Genomic DNA, 16,392 nt, shown 5'->3' with positions numbered 1-16,392 from the left:
TATTTATGTGAATCTTGTGTATTTGATAGATTCAAATCAACTATGGAATCTTGTGTATCATTTGTGTTGTTGTAATAGAATCTATCATTTGATTTAAAGTCTTGGGCGAAGCCGTTATTTAAGTCCTGTGCGTTAGCACCCAAAAAAGGCGTTGTCGGGGGTTTAGGGGTTGGAAGGGGGATAAGGGGAGCGACTTCGCCATTCAAGCCCCCTTGTCCCCCTTGAACTGAATCGCTAGAGAGTTTGGAATCTTGGGAGATTCTAGAATCATTAGAACTTATAGAAATATGAGAGCTTTGAGATTCTATATTCTTATTTAGATTCTTACTTAAAGATTCTCTTAATCTTGCTATTCTTAAAGCTTCTAGATTCTGCAATTTATTAGATTCTAAACTCGCAAGATTCCTAAATCCCCCAAATCCACTTTTAAACACATTTGCTTTTATGTTTGAAGTTAGGATATTTACACTTGATATATTTGATTTATTGACTGCATTTCCAACGGCATTTGTGGCTTTACTAGCTACATTATTCACGCCCACATTAAAATAATTGCCATTCTTGTTTAAATCCAATAGTGAATTATCCACACCATTAATAACTAAATGTGAGAATAAATCGCTCACACTTCCACCATTTGCATAAGTTAGAGTATATTTATTGCCACTTGTATCAGTTACGAGTTTGTTTAAATCATAGTCTTTGCCAAGCTCAAAGGAATCTCCCAAAGCTAAAAGGAATCTAGAATCTGCCCCTAAGAGTTTCACGCCAGTTCCATTAATAACTAAATGCGAAGTATCCTTGCTATTAGCGTCATATGTGTTGAAAGCATTAAATGTATTTGCGTCTTGGTTTATCTCCATTGCGTAGTTTGCGATATTTATCACTCCGCTTCCAGTTGTTTGAAGGTGATGTCCGTTGCCAATAAAAATCTTGCCATAGTTGTTTAGGCTAGAGATTGTGCCACTACTAATTATTGCTCGCATTGTGCCGTTATTTATTATATTAGATATAGTAGCATTATTTGATATAGCAATCCCTTGCGTTGCTTCTATTGTGCCGTTATTTATTATATTAGATATAGTAGCATTATTTAAGATACTCTCGCTATAGACGGTGTGTTGTATTGTGCCGTTATTTATTAGATTGGTGATTGTGCCATAATTCACTATAGTGGAATACGCTTCCGAAGTGATTGTGGCGTTATTGATGAAGTTGGTGATTGCACTATTGTTATAGATGGCGTTGCCCTCTGCATGCTCAATGATATTTGCATTTATGATTACATTTGTGTATGTGCCATCTCGAATTCCGTATTGACTGGTATGCTCGGTATCAATGATAAGATTGGCATGAAGCGCGGTTGAAAGTGCGAGAATGGCGAAAAAAGCTGTGAAAAGCTTAAGTGGATTTGCTAGATTCTGTAAGAATCTATTGGATAAATGCGTAAAGTTTAAGAATTTTAAGCGATTTTTAGGATTTTGGATTCTATCTTGGAATAATCTATATTGTAAGATTCTATAGCGTTGGATTCTGTGCTGGAATAAATGTTTATTCCAAAATACTTGCCGGACCCCCCCCCATATATTTAGCTAGTTTTATAATCATTTTGCCCTCCAAAATTAAAATAAAATTTATGTATTGTAGCTAAAAGTTACAAAAATACAAATTTATTTTAAAATTACCTCGTTTATTACGCCAAAATCACAAGCTTAAAAAGCCAAGAATCCGCCCCATTTATCCATAAAATTCGTTATTTGCACCCAAATCTAGCACATTTATCCGTTAAAATCTTATATTAATTAGAATCTGCCCCATTCATCTCATCATAATTTTTTATATAAACTTCGTGCATTTTATTTCGCAGTTCCTCATACCAATTTGGATTGGAAAAATCTGGCTTATATGCCTCTAGGCATACCATTCTAGCACGACTAGCAAAAATTGCTATTTTTTTATCATCGAATAATTTGCGTGTGTTTATGGCGATAATTGGCTGGATTTTAAGATTATATTTTTCGATTAATATTTTTGCCCCACTTTTAAACTCTAAGAATTCCCTTCCGCCTTTGCTTCGCGTCCCCTCTGGGAAAATGCCTAGGATTCGCCCTTTTTCTATCCTATCTTTTGCCTCTTTTAGTAAGTAGATTAGCGATTTTTTGCTCTCTCTATCGATTAAAATCATTCTAGGACCTTTGAGTGCGTGTCCGTAGATAAATGGCTCTCCTAGCTCCTTTTTTGCCACCCAGCAAATATCCCACGGATAATACGCCTCCAAATACGCAATATCAATAATCCCTTGATGATTTAGCACTAGAATCTGTGCGCTTTTATCAAACTCGCCAATTCTCTCAACGCTAATACCATTTAGCCAAAAAAATACTCGACTAGTCTTGCGAACTGCTCTGTTTATAGGGCGAAAAATATAAATAAAGGCGATAATTATGGGTAAAATCAGCCCCACATTAATCGTCGCCCAAATCCCTCGAATCCTAGCTAATATCATTTGTGTCCTTAAAATATAGGGTTTAATCTACTTCGCTTTTTAATATCCAGCCGATTTTGCCATCACTTGTTGTTATTTTGTAATATTCCCCGTGTGAGCTTAGTATCTCGACTCTTGTATTTGCATTAACCTTTTCGATAATTGTAGAGTTTTTTGTTGGGAGTATGGTTATATTGCTATTGGTTTTTATCAATGCATCTTTTTTTAAGTTTAATGCTATAACCAAATAAAGGAGTAAGCAAATAGCAATAATAAGCCCAGCTAAGCGAAGTTTAAATGGAATCTTTCTTATAAAAAATGCAATTAATAATATAAATATAACTATAAAAATAATGATATTTTGAAAGATTAAAACCTTATTTATTGGATTTATATCTTGATTTACGCTTATTTGCTCTTTATTGATGATATTTTTTATATGTAGCATTTTATAGGATTGTGATGGTAGCTCAAAGTATTCGAACTCAAAATCTATTATATTATTTGGAATGATGATGTAGTAGATTCCGCTTGATTTTGCGATACCAAAACTAGAGCTCTCGAATCCTTGCTCTTTTATGTCCTTTATCTTAAAATTTTCTAAGTTAGAATACTCAGCCCTTAAATCTAGGATTATTATATTATTATTGTTATCATAAAATTTAACACTATAATTATCTATTTGTAGATTTTGTGCGACCACTCCGCTATATTTTGGGTGATTTTCATTTAATGATATAGCACTTCCTCTTAATATCTGGCTCGTTTCTTTTTCTGTAAAATCATTATTATTAGCTATGACTTCCAATGGTGGGATATAGAAATTTGTCGCATTGATTTTAAAGTAGAATGTATTTTCTAAAGACCCATCACTAAGCTCATTCCACGATGAATTAGGATTTTTGAGCGTTACATTTGACCTTGGAGAATCTAAAAAACCAATAGAAACCATAGAAGAGTTTTCTAATACCAAAATATTATATTTGATAGCGATAATTTGTCCTACATAATTTTGTTGCTCTAAATTTGCTTCTTGTTTTATATAAATCAATTTTGCTCGTTCTTCTAATATTTCCTCACTAAATAAGAAGCTAAAAGCAAATAACAACAATAGCAATATTTTATTCACAAATATCCTTTAGCATAGCTAGTCCATTAATGCTTCCTAGTATATCTTCTATAGCTCGTTCAGGGTGTGGCATCATTCCAAAAATATTTTTATCAATATTGCAAACTCCAGCTATTTTATCTATTGAGCCATTTATATCATCTGTGTATCTAAGTAATATTTGGTCATTTTCTTTTAATTGCTCTAATTCATCTTTATTGACATAATAGCTACCATCAGCGTGTGAAATGGGGATTGTTATTTTTTGATTTTGTGTATAGCTTTTTAATAATTTATTTTTATTTGATGATATTTCTAACTCTACCATTTTAGAATTAAATAATATATTTTTATTTCGCATTAAAACGCCCGGAAGTAATTTTGCCTCACTTAATATTTGAAATCCATTGCAGATTCCAAGCACGACTCCGCCATTGTTTGCGTATCTAATAACACTTTTCATAATTGGTGCAAATTTCGCGATAGCACCGCTTCGTAGATAATCCCCATAGCTAAATCCACCGGGTATTACTACTAGATTAGTTTCGCTTGGAAGTTCTTTTTCTTGATGCCATATAATCGCATAATCTTTTTGTAGAATCTTATAAGCATATTCCATATCCGTTTCACAATTAGTGCCTAAAAATTGTAGTATTGCTATCAAGATTCTAACTCTATTTTATAATCTTCAATAACAGGATTTGCAAGTAGCATTTCACTCATTTCTTTTGCTTGAGTTAGAGCTTCTTGGCTGTCATTTGTGGCTAAATCTAAGATAATAGTTTTTCGCATTTCTAAATCCTTTACACAATTAAATCCAAGCGATTCTAAGGCGTGAAATATGGTCTTTGCCTGTGGGTCTAAGATTCCATCTTTGAATGAAATCTCTACTCTAACTTTCATTATAATCCTTTCTAATCTACTTTTTTAGTTGCTCTAAGTAAAATCTCTTTATAAACATCAACTACATTGCCAAGATTCTCTCTAAACACATCTTTATCCATTTTCTTATTGCTTTGTTTATCCCAGAATCTGCAACTATCAGGACTAATTTCATCGGCTAATATGATTTTCCCATTTTCATCTACACCAAATTCTATTTTAAAATCTACTAATTTAATATTTATATCATCGAAAAATTTTAATAGAATCTCATTGATTTTTCTAGCTGTTTCTTTAAGTAGTGCAATTTCTTTATCATCATTTAGTATATTCATAATTTTGCAATGCTCATCATTTATCATTGGGTCATTCAAAGCGTCATTTTTATAATAAAATTCCACTAAAGCAAATGGTAATTTTAACCCATCATCAATACCCAATCTTTTTGAAAGAGAGCCAGTTGCGATGTTTCTAACAACAACTTCTAAAGGTATGATTTTCACTTTTTTACAAAGCATATTTTTAGAATCTAGCTTTTTTATAAAATGACTTTCTATGCCATTTTCTTTTAATAACTCAAATAAAAGTGAGCTAATCTCACAATTTAAGCTCCCTTTGCCCTCTTCATTACCTTTTTTTTGTCCATTAAACGCAGTTAAACTATCTTTAAATTCTGCAATTACTAGATTTTTATCTTTTGTGCTATATAGTTTTTTGCCCTTTCCCTCGTATAATAAATCTATTTTTTCCATATTTACCCTTATTTGCCTATTTATTGGCAATGTTAATCTTAGGCGATGTGTTTATAACAATTAGTATTTTTAACGCATCAATCGCACTTTTTAGCTGTATATCATTATAAATATCATCTGTTGTTATTATGTTTTCTTTTTTGGAATCTACAGGCACTTTTTTAACATTATCTTTTTTATCATCTATTTTTTCAAGCTCACTTTGTAGGTGTTTTTTTAAGTCGGATTCTTTGATATTAAAATCATTTTCATCTTTTGGGACAGCTCCCGGAAAAACAACTATATCTGGAGTTATACCAACAGCTTGGATAGTTCTTCCACTAGGTAGATAATATCTAGCGGTAGTTAATCTTAAAGCTTCGTTATGTTCTAATGGTAAGATTATTTGCACACTACCTTTTCCAAATGTTTTCTCACCAACTATTACAGCTCTTTTGTGGTCTTGCAAAGCACCAGCAACAATCTCACTAGCACTAGCACTTCCACCATTTACAAGAACCACTAAAGGGAGGTTAGGAAAAGGTGCTTTGCCATTTGCGCTAAATTCTTCATTTTCATCTTTTAATCTACCTTTTTGAGAGACAATAACGCCATTTTTTATAAAAATATTGCTTAATTCAACAGCTTGGTTTAAAAGTCCACCCGGATTATTTCTTAAGTCCAAAATCACACCCTTAGGTTTATCTTTTTTTATTAAAGATTCTACTTCTTGCGATACTTTTTTATCAAATGTATTAACACGAATATATAAATAAGGCGTATTTTCTATCTTTTTGGCATAAACAGATTGGACATTTATCGTATCTCGCTCTATTTCAAAAACAAGTGGTTTTAGCTCATTTTTCCTAACGATAGTTAGTTTTACCATAGTTTTCTTTTTTCCACGCATAAGATTAACGGCATCATCTATCGTCATATTTAGTGTGCTTTGGTCGTTGATTTTTAGGATAATATCACCTGATTTTAAACCAGCTTTATCGCCGGGCGTTCCCTCGATTGGAGCGATAATAGTCAATGCACCCTCACGAAGTGAAATCTGGATTCCAATCCCACTAAATTCACCATCAGTTTGCACTTTTAAATCTTGAAAATCTTTTGGGGTAAGATATGCGGAATGTGCGTCTAGATTCGTCAATAAGCCACTTACTGCTTTATCTACAATATCATGTATATCAATCTCATCTACATAATAATCCTCAACTGCAACAATAACTTTTCTTAGTTTATTGTAAGCATCAAGTCTTGATTGATTTGTGTTTGCCGACTCTTCTGCAAATAAATTACTAAATAATAAAGCAACCAATCCAAAAGCAATAAAAAAACCAGCTAATAAAAATTTGTAATATTTCATCATCGTGCCTAAATATGATTTTAAGGGGTAGATTCTATAAAAAAATAGATTATTCGAAGTTTAAATTCGATAAATTTTTACTATTTTTGCGTATTCTATATGGTTAGAGAATCCTAAATTTAGTATTTTTTTAGAATCCTACCACCAGAATCTAGCATTAAAAAATCCACTATTACTCATAGATTTATCGCCAAAACTTCCTAAATAACTTAGATTTAATTCCACTTGTTTATTTATAAAATAGCTAACTCCAGCCCCAGCATATCCTAAGAATCTATCTGCCCCGATGGTGAAATCTGTTTCAATTCCTAATATTGTCATCTTAGCTTTTGCTTCGTTTATTAATGTTTTTATGCCAAGATTTAGGTTAAATCCAAATCCAGAATCAAATACTTTAGTATAGTTTGAACCAACATCAATATATATTAGATTGATTAGTTTTGATTTATATGATTCTTCATTAAAATCTATCTTATCGCTTTGTATTCCTTGATAATTCACTCCAGCCTCTAATCCTAGTTTTCCAAATGTGGAGAAATCAAAATCTTTTCCATAGTATAAACTCCCGCTAAAAGCAAGGTCATTTGGGCTTTGTTTGCTTGATGTGGCAAGTCCCGTTTGATAGTCAATATTATTTAGAAAATAAAATGCATTTCCTATGGCTTTTATATACATATCATAAACTAAATCCAATTTATAGTGAAGTCCTAGCAATAAGCCCATTGTTTTTATATCTGTTTTGGTTAAGTTATTCTCCCCACTTATCCCGCCGTAATTAAATCCCAAATGAACGCCTAAAGTGTTGCTATCTCCTAGCATTCCACTAAAACCACTTATAAATCCATAGTTTAGCCCACTAGCTCCCATTCCATTGCTTTCATTTAATACATTATGAGTAATAAATGGCGTAAAGAAAAAGTGATAATTACTAGCTGTGGCTTTTGTGCTACTACTTTGTCTATCGCCTACAAAGCCTCTTCTTTGCATATTTTGTCGTTGATTTATTAGATTGTTATTACTATAGTAGAATCTCTCATTTTCTCTAATATTGCTTAATCCATAATCATAATTACTAGCGATTCTACTTGTATTTATTGTATTGCTATTGCTTGAAAATATCGTGGAATTACTATGTAATATAAAAGTATTCATTGATTGGATAAGTCCCTTGTAGTGGGTATTTCCCACGCCATTATCTGTATTTGTGGTGATTCTAAAGCTATTGCCATTTTTTGATAGTATAAAAATAGGATTTGTTGTGCTTAGATGTGAGAATAAATCCGTTACATCGCTACCATCATTATATTTTAATGTATATTTACTACCATCAGTTTTTACTACTAGCTTATCTAAACTATAATCCTTATTTAGCTCAAAATTACTACTTATACTTAAAAGGAATCTTGAAGCAGAATCTTTTAGCTTGACATTTGGAGAACTATCACTGCTACCACTTTCATCTATAGCTAGATGTGAGGTGTTATTACTAGGGCTAGTATATCCAGCAAAATTATTAAATGTAGTGGAATCCTCGCTAATATCTAGGTGATAAACACCTATGCCTATATTTATATTATTGCTATTGCTTTCATTTAAGTGTGTGTAATAAGAAGAGTTACTTACAACAGCACTTGTGTATATATAACCATAGTTATTTAGTGTATTTATAGTGCCATTTCCGCCACTAGCTTGGCTTATCCCGCCAGTTATTATCCCATAATTATTTAGGGTAGTAATCTTAGAGTTTCCATCGCTTAGCTCTATTGCTCCTTCTATAATGCCATTATTTATAAAAGTTGTTATAGTGGTTTTTTTCCCGTCCCAAAATATGGCAGTATCAGTCCTACTAGCTTTTATAGTGCCATTATTTATAAATTCATTTATTGTGATTTCAGTAGAGTTGGTAAATTTGATTGCATCGTCTAATTTTTCATCACTAGCATTGCCTAATATGGTTGCATTATTTATTATGGAGGTATAAGCTTGTCCTATTTCTAGGGCAGTTACATCGCTATTTATAGTGCAGGAGGACGACCCCCCCCCCCATTACAAATGGTTTTTATATCTGTTGCAGCCACACTAAGAGTTGGAAATAATGTAATAAAAAAGATGGTTGTATGTTTTATAAGTCCAATTCGCATATCCCCTCCCTTTTTCGTATATGCATATGAAACCTAGATTGCATTGTAGCAAAATCAATATAACCATTTAGGGGAATTTTGATGATGAATATATTTTGTTTTCAATGATGTTACAAAATGTAGTCTTTTAAAATATAGTGATTTTTTAGATTTAAAATACCTACGAATTTTACACTCACCCCAAGTGCTAAAGCAAACCCTGCTTTTATTAAAGCTTTTAGCCACATTTAACGCCTTAGTATTAATTTTATCAATCGCACTTGAACGCATTAAAACTATCGCTTATTCTTATGATTTTTTTGAGCGGAATCTAGTAAATCATTATAAACCCCAAAATAGCTAAGCCCTCATATGGCGACTTTCCCTTGCCAAAGGGTTTTAAAGGCTTAATGTAAATTTCTCTATACAAAAAGCAATCATAAGCAATTCTCTCCCCATATCAAATGAGCCACTCTTACTTAAATTTTGTATTCGTCGAGCAAGTTCGCAGACGCACCATATCAAATGCCAAATAGCCCATTTCGCTTAAATCCATAGCAATTCACTGCCCCAAGTGCTAAAGTAAATCCTGCTTTTATCAAAGCTTTTAGCCACATTTAACGCCTTAGCGTTAATGCTATCAATCGCACTTGAATGCATAAAATTTGGATTATCGCTTATTCTTAGCATTTTTAAGCGGAATCTAGCAAATCATTATAAATGCCAAAATAGCTAAGCCTCGATTACTATGACAATTTTCCCTTGCCAAAAGGTTTTGGTTTAATGCAAATTTCTCTATAAAAATTTTCCCTGTTGCAGTGTATCGATATAAAATCGTGATTATTTAACGCTTGGGTTATTATGCTATTTGTAGCTTTAAGGTGGTAGCCTATTTTGGATTCTATAAAATTATGTTTGGATTCTGTGGGATTGTGTATGGATTTAAAGCTTGGATTCTAGTATGGATTCTGCTGTGGATTTTAGCTTGGATTCCGCGTTAGATTTTAGTGGGGAATCTGCTTTAGATTCCAATTTGGATTTAAAACTAGATTCCATTGCGGATTTATATTTTGGATTTTAGTGCGGATTCTAACCTAGATTCTGCTACGGATTTTAGTGGGGATTTGTGGTTGGATTCTGCGGATTCTAGTGTAGATTTTACTTTAGATTCTAGGCTATAGCTAGATTCTATTTTAGATTCTTGCTCCTGATTTGAGAGATTCGCCCACTCACATTCATCGCTTTTTAGCTCACATTCCGCCCACTCAGTGTATTTCTACGGATAGTAATATGCGAAAATCGGCATTTCACCATCGCCAATCCTTATAAAAGAACACTTTTTCTCGGTGATATATTTGATACTATCCAATGGATTTAGCAAATGATTTTTGGTATTAGCTCCTTTCGCAAGAGTGCCTCCAGCCCATAAATAGAGCTTTTTGCTATCGCATTTGCCCTAATCTCATTAATGATTGGCTTATAGAGCAAACTCAAAAGCGGATAAAAGATTTTCTTAAAGATTTGTTTAAGGAGAATTTTTATTATAGTTGCTTTGCAAAAATTTTATAAAATGCAGAATCTTATAAAATTTATGGGGAAACAAGGAATCTAAAAAGTTTTCTTTGCGTTTTATGGCGGATTCTATGCGGAAGAATCTAGATTCCGCATAGAAGTGGCTTTTGGGAGAATCTTAAAGCGTAAAATTCTCTATTAAGTTAAAGTTAAGATATGAATAGATATTTTCGCTATTTCCTAGCTTTTTATTCATAATTTCCAAGTATTCCTCTTTGCTTGGAATCTTGCCTAATATCGCACACACAGCCGCTAACTCGGCACTTCCTAGATAGACTTGAGCACCTTTCCCCATTCTATTATCAAAATTTCTCGTGCTGGTTGAAAACACTACGGCATTATCTCTAACTCTCGCTTGATTTCCCATACATAGGCTACAGCCCGGAGCTTCTATTCTCGCTCCTCCAGCTCCAAAAATCGCAAAATAGCCCTCTTTTATAAGCTCTTTTTCGTCCATTTTCGTAGGCGGAGCTATCCACACACGAGTTGGCAACTGCCCCTCTTTATTTATAACCTGCCCGAATGCCCTAAACAAGCCGATATTTGTCATACAGCTCCCCAAAAATACTTCGTCGATTTTTTTCGCTCGATTTGGAGAGGCTAAGACCTCGCTAAGCGTGGCAACATCATCTGGGTCATTTGGACATGCTACGATTGGCTCAGTGATTTCGCTCAAATCAATCTCTATAATCTCCTCATACTCGGCATCTTTATCAGCCTCTAAAAGCACTGGATTATCAATCCACTCTTGCATTTTCTCTGCTCTCCGCTTTAGTGTCTCTTTGTGTTCGTAGCCGTCTTTTATCATCGCATTAATTAGGGCGATATTGGACTTTAAATACTCGATAATTGGCTCTTTGTCTAGCTTCACGCTACACCCAGCGGCACTTCGCTCGGCACTTGCGTCAGTTAGCTCGAATGCTTGTTCGACTTTTAGCTTTGGAAGTCCCTCGATTTCTAGGATTCTGCCATTGAAAATATTCTTTTTATTTTTTTTCTCAACAGTTAGCAAACCTCGCTTTATAGCGTAGTATGGAATGGCATTCACCAAATCCCTCAAGGTTATCCCCTTATTCATCGTTCCTTTAAATCGCACTAGCACGGACTTTGGCACATCAAGCGGCATAATGCCATTTACTGCGGCAAACGCCACTAAGCCACTTCCAGCCGGGAAGCTAATGCCAATCGGGAATCTCGTATGCGAATCGCCCCCAGTCCCTAGCGTATCAGGCAATACAAAGCGATTTAGCCATGAGTGAATCACGCCATCTTTTGGGCGGAGAGCCACACCGCCACGAGTGGTGATAAACTCTGGTAAAGTCGCTTGGAGCGAGACATCGGCTGGTTTTGGATAGGCTGCAGTGTGGCAGAAGCTCTGCATAACAAAGTCGCTTGAGAATTTCAACGCCGACATTTCCTTTATCTCATCTCTAGTCATCGCCCCAGTGGTATCTTGGGAGCCGACGGTGGAAGTCTCTGGCTCACAATATTCCCCAGCACGGACGCCATTTTTCCCACAAGCTTTGCCGATGATTTTTTGGGCGAGTGTGTAGCCCTTGTTAGATTCCTTTGGTGGGGTTGGCTTGGCGAAAATCTGCTCCTCACTTAAGCTTAAGAATTTCCTAGCTTTTGCGGTTAGTTTTCTGCCAATTATTAGATTAATTCTCCCGCCGGCTCGCATTTCATCAAATATGGTATTTGGGCTAAGATTGAATTTGGCTATCTCTGTGCCATCTTTTTTTATTACGCCATCATATGGGAAAATGGTGATTTTATCACCCTCTTTCATCTGTGAGACATCGGCTACTATCGGCAGACAGCCACTATCTTGGCAGGTGTTGAAAAATATCGGTGCAATCACGCCGCCAATAACCACGCCTCCGCCCTTTTTATTTGGTATAAATGGCAGTTCATCGCCGAAATGCCACATTATGGAGTTACAAGCCGATTTTCTCGAGCTTCCAGTGCCGACCACATCGCCCACATATGCGACCTTGCCCTTAGATTTTATAGAATCTAGCCTAGCTTGGGCGTTTTCAACCTTATTTTTTAGCATAGCTTGGGCGTGGAGTGGAATGTCGCTTCTAGTAAAGGCATCACTTGCAGGACTTAAATCGTCCGTATTTGTCTCGCCATCGATTTTTAAAACCACGACTTCGATTTCTTTATCTAGTGGCTTTTTGTTTAAAAACCACTCGGCGTTCGCCCAAGATTCCACGACCTCTTTGGCAAATTTATTGCTTTTGCTTAGCTCGGCGATGGTGTTGAAATTATCATACACAAAGATTAGATTTTTTAACGCATTAGCGGAATCTTGTGCGATTTCCTCATCGCTTAATGCCCTAATCAACGGCTCTATATTGTATCCACCGACCATTGTGCCTAGAATCTTAATTGCCTCTTTCTTGGATATAGAATCTACTTTTATCTTAGATTCTAGAATCTCGCCTAAGAATTCCGCCTTGACTTTTGAGCTATCATCGACCCCGGGCGGGATTCTATTGATTAGCAAATCTTTTGCGAACTCAACTTCTGTGTTACTTTTTAGCAACTCAATTACACTTTTTGTATCACTTACATTTAATGGTAATGGAGGCACATTTTCTTTCGCTCTTTGCGATACTTGCTCCATATATCTATCTTTAAAACTCATATTAAATCTCCTTATATTTTTGTGGCAAATTTCTTATAAAAATTCCTTATATGGCTTAATATGATACAATATAAGTTTTTAAATACATATAACTAATGAAAGGATAAATATGAAAATATTTCAAAATGTAACTGAATTGATTGGGCGGACTCCTGTTTTAAAGATAAATAATATCAAAACTCCAGCGAATATATTCGTAAAATGCGAGTTTATGAATCCAGCTAGTTCGATAAAAGATAGGATTTCTTATGCGATGATTAAGGATGCATTAGATTCTGGGGAAATCACCAAAGATACCACGATAATAGAGCCTACAAGTGGGAATACAGGCGTAGGACTAGCAATGGTAACAGCCTCGCTTGGTATGAAGCTAATAATCACAATGCCAGAATCTATGAGTATCGAGCGACGAAGAGTGATGAAATTCTTTGGGGCAACTTTGGAACTAACACCAAAAGAAAAGGGTATGAAAGGTGCGATAGAAAAAGCAAATGAGCTAAAAGAGAGCATTCCAAATTCCATTATTCTAAATCAATTTTCAAATCCTAGCAATCCAAAGATTCACAAAGAAACTACCGCAAAAGAGATTGTGGAATCTTTTGGCGATACAAAAATCGATGTTTTTGTAGCTGGAGTTGGCACAGGTGGAGCGATTAGCGGGATTGGTGAGGTGTTAAAGGCAAAAAATCCAGATATTGAGATTTTTGCAGTTGAGCCTATCGATAGCCCAGTTTTAAGCGGTGGGGCTCCGGGACCACATAAAATTCAAGGGATTGGAGCGGGATTTGTGCCGGATAATCTAAATACGAAAATCTATAAAGAAGTGATTAAAATCAATGTAAATGACGCATTTGAAAGTGCTAGAGAGTTAGCGAAAAAAGAGGGATTATTGGTAGGAATCTCATCTGGTGGGAATTTCTTTGTGGCAAAACAACTAGCAGAAAAATATCCGGGCAAAAATATCCTAACGATTCTAAATGACACAGGTGAGCGATACCTAAGCACAGAGCTATTTGAGGGGATTTAAGGCGATTTATGTAATTTAATAGAATGGAGATTTATATTTATGGATTCTAAGGTTTATAAGGTTTCGCAAAAAATCCTAAGCAAAAACGACATAAAAGCAAATGAAATGCGGGAGATTTACAAAAAAGATAATTTGTATGTGATAAACCTTATGAGCTCCCCCGGGAGCGGTAAAACCACGCTTTTAGAGGCATTTGCCAAAGTGGGGCGAGGCGAGAATCTAGCAGATTCCATAGAATCTAAAACCCTAGCGGATTCTACACGCCAAGCGGATTTTGTGGAATCTAAAATCCCAGAGGATTCTACGAGCTACGCAGATTTAAAAAATACGGATTCTATAGATTCTAGCTTTAGATTCGCCGTAATCGAGGGCGATTTGGAGACAAATAGAGACGCCGAGCGACTACAAAAGCATAACATAAACGCCTATCAAATCACCACTGGAGACGCCTGCCACTTGGAAGCTGCGATGATTGAAAAGGCGTATTTTGAGCTAGATTCAAGCGGGGCGTTTAAAGAAGTGGATTTTTTATTTATCGAAAATGTCGGCAATTTGGTTTGTCCGGCGAGTTATGATTTGGGAGAGCATTTGAATATGGTGCTTTTATCCGCTCCTGAGGGCGATGACAAGGTGCTAAAATATCCTACGATGTTTTTAAAGGCAGATGTTGTGGTTGTTACTAAAAGTGATATTATGGAGTATTTTGACTTTAAAATTGAGAGCGTCAAAAAAGATTTAGAGAAGCTAAATCCAAAGGCAGAGCTTTTTGTAGTAAGCATGAAAGAGCCGCAGAGCGTGAAAAATTTGATAGAATTTATAAAAAAATGTAGCAAAAAATAAAGGAGAATTTATGTGTTTGGCGATACCTTCAAAAGTGGTGAGTGTAGATAAAAGTAACAATACGGCGATGTTGGATACGATGGGAGTTAGGCGGGAGGCGAGCCTTGATTTGATGAGCGAGGAAGTGCATGTGGGCGAGTATGTGCTACTTCATATCGGCTATGTGATGAGTAAAATCGATGAGGAAAGTGCCAAAGAATCGCTAAAAATCTATGATGAGATAGTAAAGGCGATGGAGGAAGAGGAGCGAGAATTAGCAGAGGCGAATAAGGCTTAAAGGACGATTTCGGCGTTTTTTTGGGCTTTTGGTGCTTTGGCTTGGTATTTGGGCGATTGTGTTTTAAATAGCGTAAATTGGGGGATTTAAGGAGGAAATTTGCGGATTTTTATTATTAATTTGGCACATTCAATTGAGCGACGAAAAACGATGATTGAGAAAATCAAAAATCTTGCCAAAAGTGCAAATATTAAGAATGCGGACATAAAAATTAGAATCCTTAATAGTGCCGAATCTAGGGGCGATTCCGCTAACTTCAAAGTTTCTAAAGAATCTATCATTTTTCAAAACTTTAGCGAAAATGGGGAAATTGGCAAATCTAGCGAAGTTGTCAAATCCGGTGAATCCAAAAAAATAGCAGAATCTACAGACTTTAAAACCGCCACAAACCAAGCAGAATCCACAGAATCCAATGCAAATCCCACAGAATCTGCCAAATCCAAAAAATCCCCAAAAGATTCCACAGATTCTATAAACTCCCTTGATTTCATATTTTTTAACGCCACGAATGCAAAGGATATTGAAACTGGAGCTTTTAAAGTCCCATATTATAAGCCAAATCTAGCGAAATTTATTCGTGGGAAACCCCTAAGCTATGCGGAGTTGGCTTGTTTTAGTTCGCATTTTAGGCTTTGGGAGGAGTGCTTAGGTAGCCATTCGCCCCTTGTGGTGCTAGAAGACGACATTAGTTTTAATGAAAATTTTCTAAATGCTTTGGGCGAGATTTGCGGAAGCAATTTTCCCTATGTGCGACTTATGTATCTTTTTGAAAAAGGTGCAAATCGCCATATTTGTGGGAATTTCCACATTCATTTTGGCGCTATTTCTGGCACACAGGGCTATTATCTCACTCCAAGTGGTGCAAAAAAGCTAATTTATGGGGCGAAAAGCTGGTTTCACTGCGTGGATAATTATATGGATATGTTTTTTCTAAATGGGCTGTGGAATATCGCCTACAAGCCCTTTCCAATCAGCGAGGATGTGGAAATATCGCAATATTCCACGATACAAAATCAGGCTTTAGGTTTTGCTTTAGATTCTGCAAAACAGCTAGATTCTGCGAATTTATCGACGGATTCTAAAAATAAGACAGATTCCGCCAGTTTGTCGCAGGATTCCATAAATCAGCCGGATTCCACAAATCAGCCAGATTTCACGAATTTGCCCCCAAATCCCGCGATAAAAACGCAGACTCCAAAGCCAAAATTTATCAATAAATTCACGCGTGAAATCTCGCGAATCTATCTATTTTTTATCCTAAAACCCCTATATTTGGGGCTAAACTCTCATAAAATTAGCCAATTCAAAAAATCAAAAGAATAGCG

At 35.5% G+C, this 16,392-nt stretch carries 17 protein-coding genes; 7 read left to right on the top strand and 10 right to left on the bottom strand.

What is annotated here, in order from left to right:
- A partial coding sequence (locus CCY99_RS04655; protein ID WP_220092237.1) for a hypothetical protein occupies positions 1-1,169 on the bottom strand: 1,169 nt, incomplete at its 3' end.
- Between the two features lie 208 nt (positions 1,170-1,377).
- Here CCY99_RS04655 and CCY99_RS09545 point away from each other — a divergent pair.
- The gene (locus CCY99_RS09545) at positions 1,378-1,524 is read left to right on the top strand and encodes a hypothetical protein (RefSeq protein WP_181646842.1); all 147 of its coding nucleotides are present in this window, start codon (positions 1,378-1,380) and stop codon (positions 1,522-1,524) included.
- Positions 1,525-1,798: 274 nt separating this feature from the next.
- Here the strand turns inward: CCY99_RS09545 and CCY99_RS04650 are convergent, their stop codons facing one another.
- From CCY99_RS04650 to CCY99_RS04620, 7 genes are all read right to left on the bottom strand, one after another.
- Entirely contained in the window at positions 1,799-2,506 is a 708-nt protein-coding gene (locus CCY99_RS04650) for a lysophospholipid acyltransferase family protein (protein WP_112060250.1), read from the bottom strand.
- A gap of 22 nt (positions 2,507-2,528) precedes the next feature.
- Positions 2,529-3,614, bottom strand: a complete 1,086-nt coding sequence (locus CCY99_RS04645; protein WP_112060249.1) for an SH3 domain-containing protein — start codon at positions 3,612-3,614, stop codon at positions 2,529-2,531.
- The gene (purQ, locus tag CCY99_RS04640; RefSeq protein ID WP_112060248.1) at positions 3,607-4,260 is read right to left on the bottom strand and encodes a phosphoribosylformylglycinamidine synthase subunit PurQ; all 654 of its coding nucleotides are present in this window, start codon (positions 4,258-4,260) and stop codon (positions 3,607-3,609) included. The genes CCY99_RS04645 and purQ overlap by 8 nt, the downstream gene beginning before the upstream one ends.
- On the bottom strand, positions 4,254-4,496 hold the full coding sequence (gene purS / locus CCY99_RS04635; RefSeq protein WP_112060247.1) for a phosphoribosylformylglycinamidine synthase subunit PurS: 243 nt from the start codon (positions 4,494-4,496) through the stop codon (positions 4,254-4,256). The genes purQ and purS overlap by 7 nt, the downstream gene beginning before the upstream one ends.
- 11 nt (positions 4,497-4,507) lie before the next feature.
- Positions 4,508-5,227 carry a phosphoribosylaminoimidazolesuccinocarboxamide synthase gene (purC, locus tag CCY99_RS04630; protein WP_112060246.1) on the bottom strand — a complete coding sequence of 240 codons (720 nt, stop codon included), beginning with the start codon at positions 5,225-5,227 and terminating at the stop codon, positions 4,508-4,510.
- A 16-nt stretch (positions 5,228-5,243) separates the two neighbouring features.
- Complete coding sequence (locus CCY99_RS04625; RefSeq protein WP_258443442.1) at positions 5,244-6,578, bottom strand: S41 family peptidase; 1,335 nt, start codon at positions 6,576-6,578, stop codon at positions 5,244-5,246.
- A gap of 138 nt (positions 6,579-6,716) precedes the next feature.
- Complete coding sequence (locus CCY99_RS04620) at positions 6,717-7,730, bottom strand: autotransporter domain-containing protein (protein WP_112060244.1); 1,014 nt, start codon at positions 7,728-7,730, stop codon at positions 6,717-6,719.
- A 652-nt stretch (positions 7,731-8,382) separates the two neighbouring features.
- On the opposite strand from CCY99_RS04620, the gene CCY99_RS04615 reads away from it, so the two are divergent.
- Positions 8,383-8,559, top strand: a complete 177-nt coding sequence (locus CCY99_RS04615; RefSeq protein ID WP_181646841.1) for a hypothetical protein — start codon at positions 8,383-8,385, stop codon at positions 8,557-8,559.
- A gap of 34 nt (positions 8,560-8,593) precedes the next feature.
- Here CCY99_RS04615 and CCY99_RS09890 read toward each other — a convergent pair whose 3' ends face one another.
- Entirely contained in the window at positions 8,594-8,719 is a 126-nt protein-coding gene (locus CCY99_RS09890; protein ID WP_258443439.1) for a hypothetical protein, read from the bottom strand.
- A gap of 928 nt (positions 8,720-9,647) precedes the next feature.
- Between CCY99_RS09890 and CCY99_RS09885 the strand changes: the two genes are divergently transcribed.
- Complete coding sequence (locus tag CCY99_RS09885; RefSeq protein WP_258443437.1) at positions 9,648-9,779, top strand: hypothetical protein; 132 nt, start codon at positions 9,648-9,650, stop codon at positions 9,777-9,779.
- A gap of 609 nt (positions 9,780-10,388) precedes the next feature.
- On the opposite strand, the gene acnB is transcribed toward CCY99_RS09885, so the two are convergent.
- Positions 10,389-12,923: a bifunctional aconitate hydratase 2/2-methylisocitrate dehydratase gene (gene acnB / locus CCY99_RS04610; protein WP_112060242.1), complete on the bottom strand. Its 2,535-nt coding sequence runs from the start codon at positions 12,921-12,923 to the stop codon at positions 10,389-10,391.
- A 109-nt stretch (positions 12,924-13,032) separates the two neighbouring features.
- Here acnB and cysK point away from each other — a divergent pair, with 109 nt between their 5' ends.
- The 4 genes from cysK (at position 13,033) to CCY99_RS04590 (ending at position 16,390) form a co-directional block, all read left to right on the top strand.
- Positions 13,033-13,950: a cysteine synthase A gene (gene cysK, locus CCY99_RS04605; RefSeq protein ID WP_112060241.1), complete on the top strand. Its 918-nt coding sequence runs from the start codon at positions 13,033-13,035 to the stop codon at positions 13,948-13,950.
- Between the two features lie 39 nt (positions 13,951-13,989).
- The gene (gene hypB / locus CCY99_RS04600; RefSeq protein WP_258443434.1) at positions 13,990-14,790 is read left to right on the top strand and encodes a hydrogenase nickel incorporation protein HypB; all 801 of its coding nucleotides are present in this window, start codon (positions 13,990-13,992) and stop codon (positions 14,788-14,790) included.
- 10 nt (positions 14,791-14,800) lie between these two features.
- Positions 14,801-15,067, top strand: a complete 267-nt coding sequence (locus tag CCY99_RS04595; protein WP_112060240.1) for a HypC/HybG/HupF family hydrogenase formation chaperone — start codon at positions 14,801-14,803, stop codon at positions 15,065-15,067.
- 99 nt (positions 15,068-15,166) lie between these two features.
- Entirely contained in the window at positions 15,167-16,390 is a 1,224-nt protein-coding gene (locus CCY99_RS04590) for a glycosyltransferase family 25 protein (RefSeq protein ID WP_112060239.1), read from the top strand.
- The last annotated feature ends 2 nt before the right edge of the window (positions 16,391-16,392 follow it).

The organism is Helicobacter sp. 16-1353 (genome assembly GCF_003288815.1).
Taxonomy (GTDB): domain Bacteria; phylum Campylobacterota; class Campylobacteria; order Campylobacterales; family Helicobacteraceae; genus NHYM01.
This window is presented reverse-complemented; position numbering and strand designations above follow the sequence as displayed.

Excerpts from the sequence above, each read along its gene's own strand:
- CCY99_RS04620 (WP_112060244.1), bottom strand. The coding sequence starts at position 7,730 with ATGAATACTTTTATATTACATAGTAATTCCACGATATTTTCAAGCAAT.
- cysK (WP_112060241.1), top strand. The coding sequence starts at position 13,033 with ATGAAAATATTTCAAAATGTAACTGAATTGATTGGGCGGACTCCTGTT.
- CCY99_RS09890 (WP_258443439.1), bottom strand. The coding sequence starts at position 8,719 with ATGCGAATTGGACTTATAAAACATACAACCATCTTTTTTATTACATTA.
- hypB (WP_258443434.1), top strand. The coding sequence starts at position 13,990 with ATGGATTCTAAGGTTTATAAGGTTTCGCAAAAAATCCTAAGCAAAAAC.
- CCY99_RS04625 (WP_258443442.1), bottom strand. The coding sequence starts at position 6,578 with ATGAAATATTACAAATTTTTATTAGCTGGTTTTTTTATTGCTTTTGGA.
- purS (WP_112060247.1), bottom strand. The coding sequence starts at position 4,496 with ATGAAAGTTAGAGTAGAGATTTCATTCAAAGATGGAATCTTAGACCCA.
- CCY99_RS09545 (WP_181646842.1), top strand. The coding sequence starts at position 1,378 with ATGGCGAAAAAAGCTGTGAAAAGCTTAAGTGGATTTGCTAGATTCTGT.
- CCY99_RS04595 (WP_112060240.1), top strand. The coding sequence starts at position 14,801 with ATGTGTTTGGCGATACCTTCAAAAGTGGTGAGTGTAGATAAAAGTAAC.
- purC (WP_112060246.1), bottom strand. The coding sequence starts at position 5,227 with ATGGAAAAAATAGATTTATTATACGAGGGAAAGGGCAAAAAACTATAT.
- acnB (WP_112060242.1), bottom strand. The coding sequence starts at position 12,923 with ATGAGTTTTAAAGATAGATATATGGAGCAAGTATCGCAAAGAGCGAAA.
- CCY99_RS04650 (WP_112060250.1), bottom strand. The coding sequence starts at position 2,506 with ATGATATTAGCTAGGATTCGAGGGATTTGGGCGACGATTAATGTGGGG.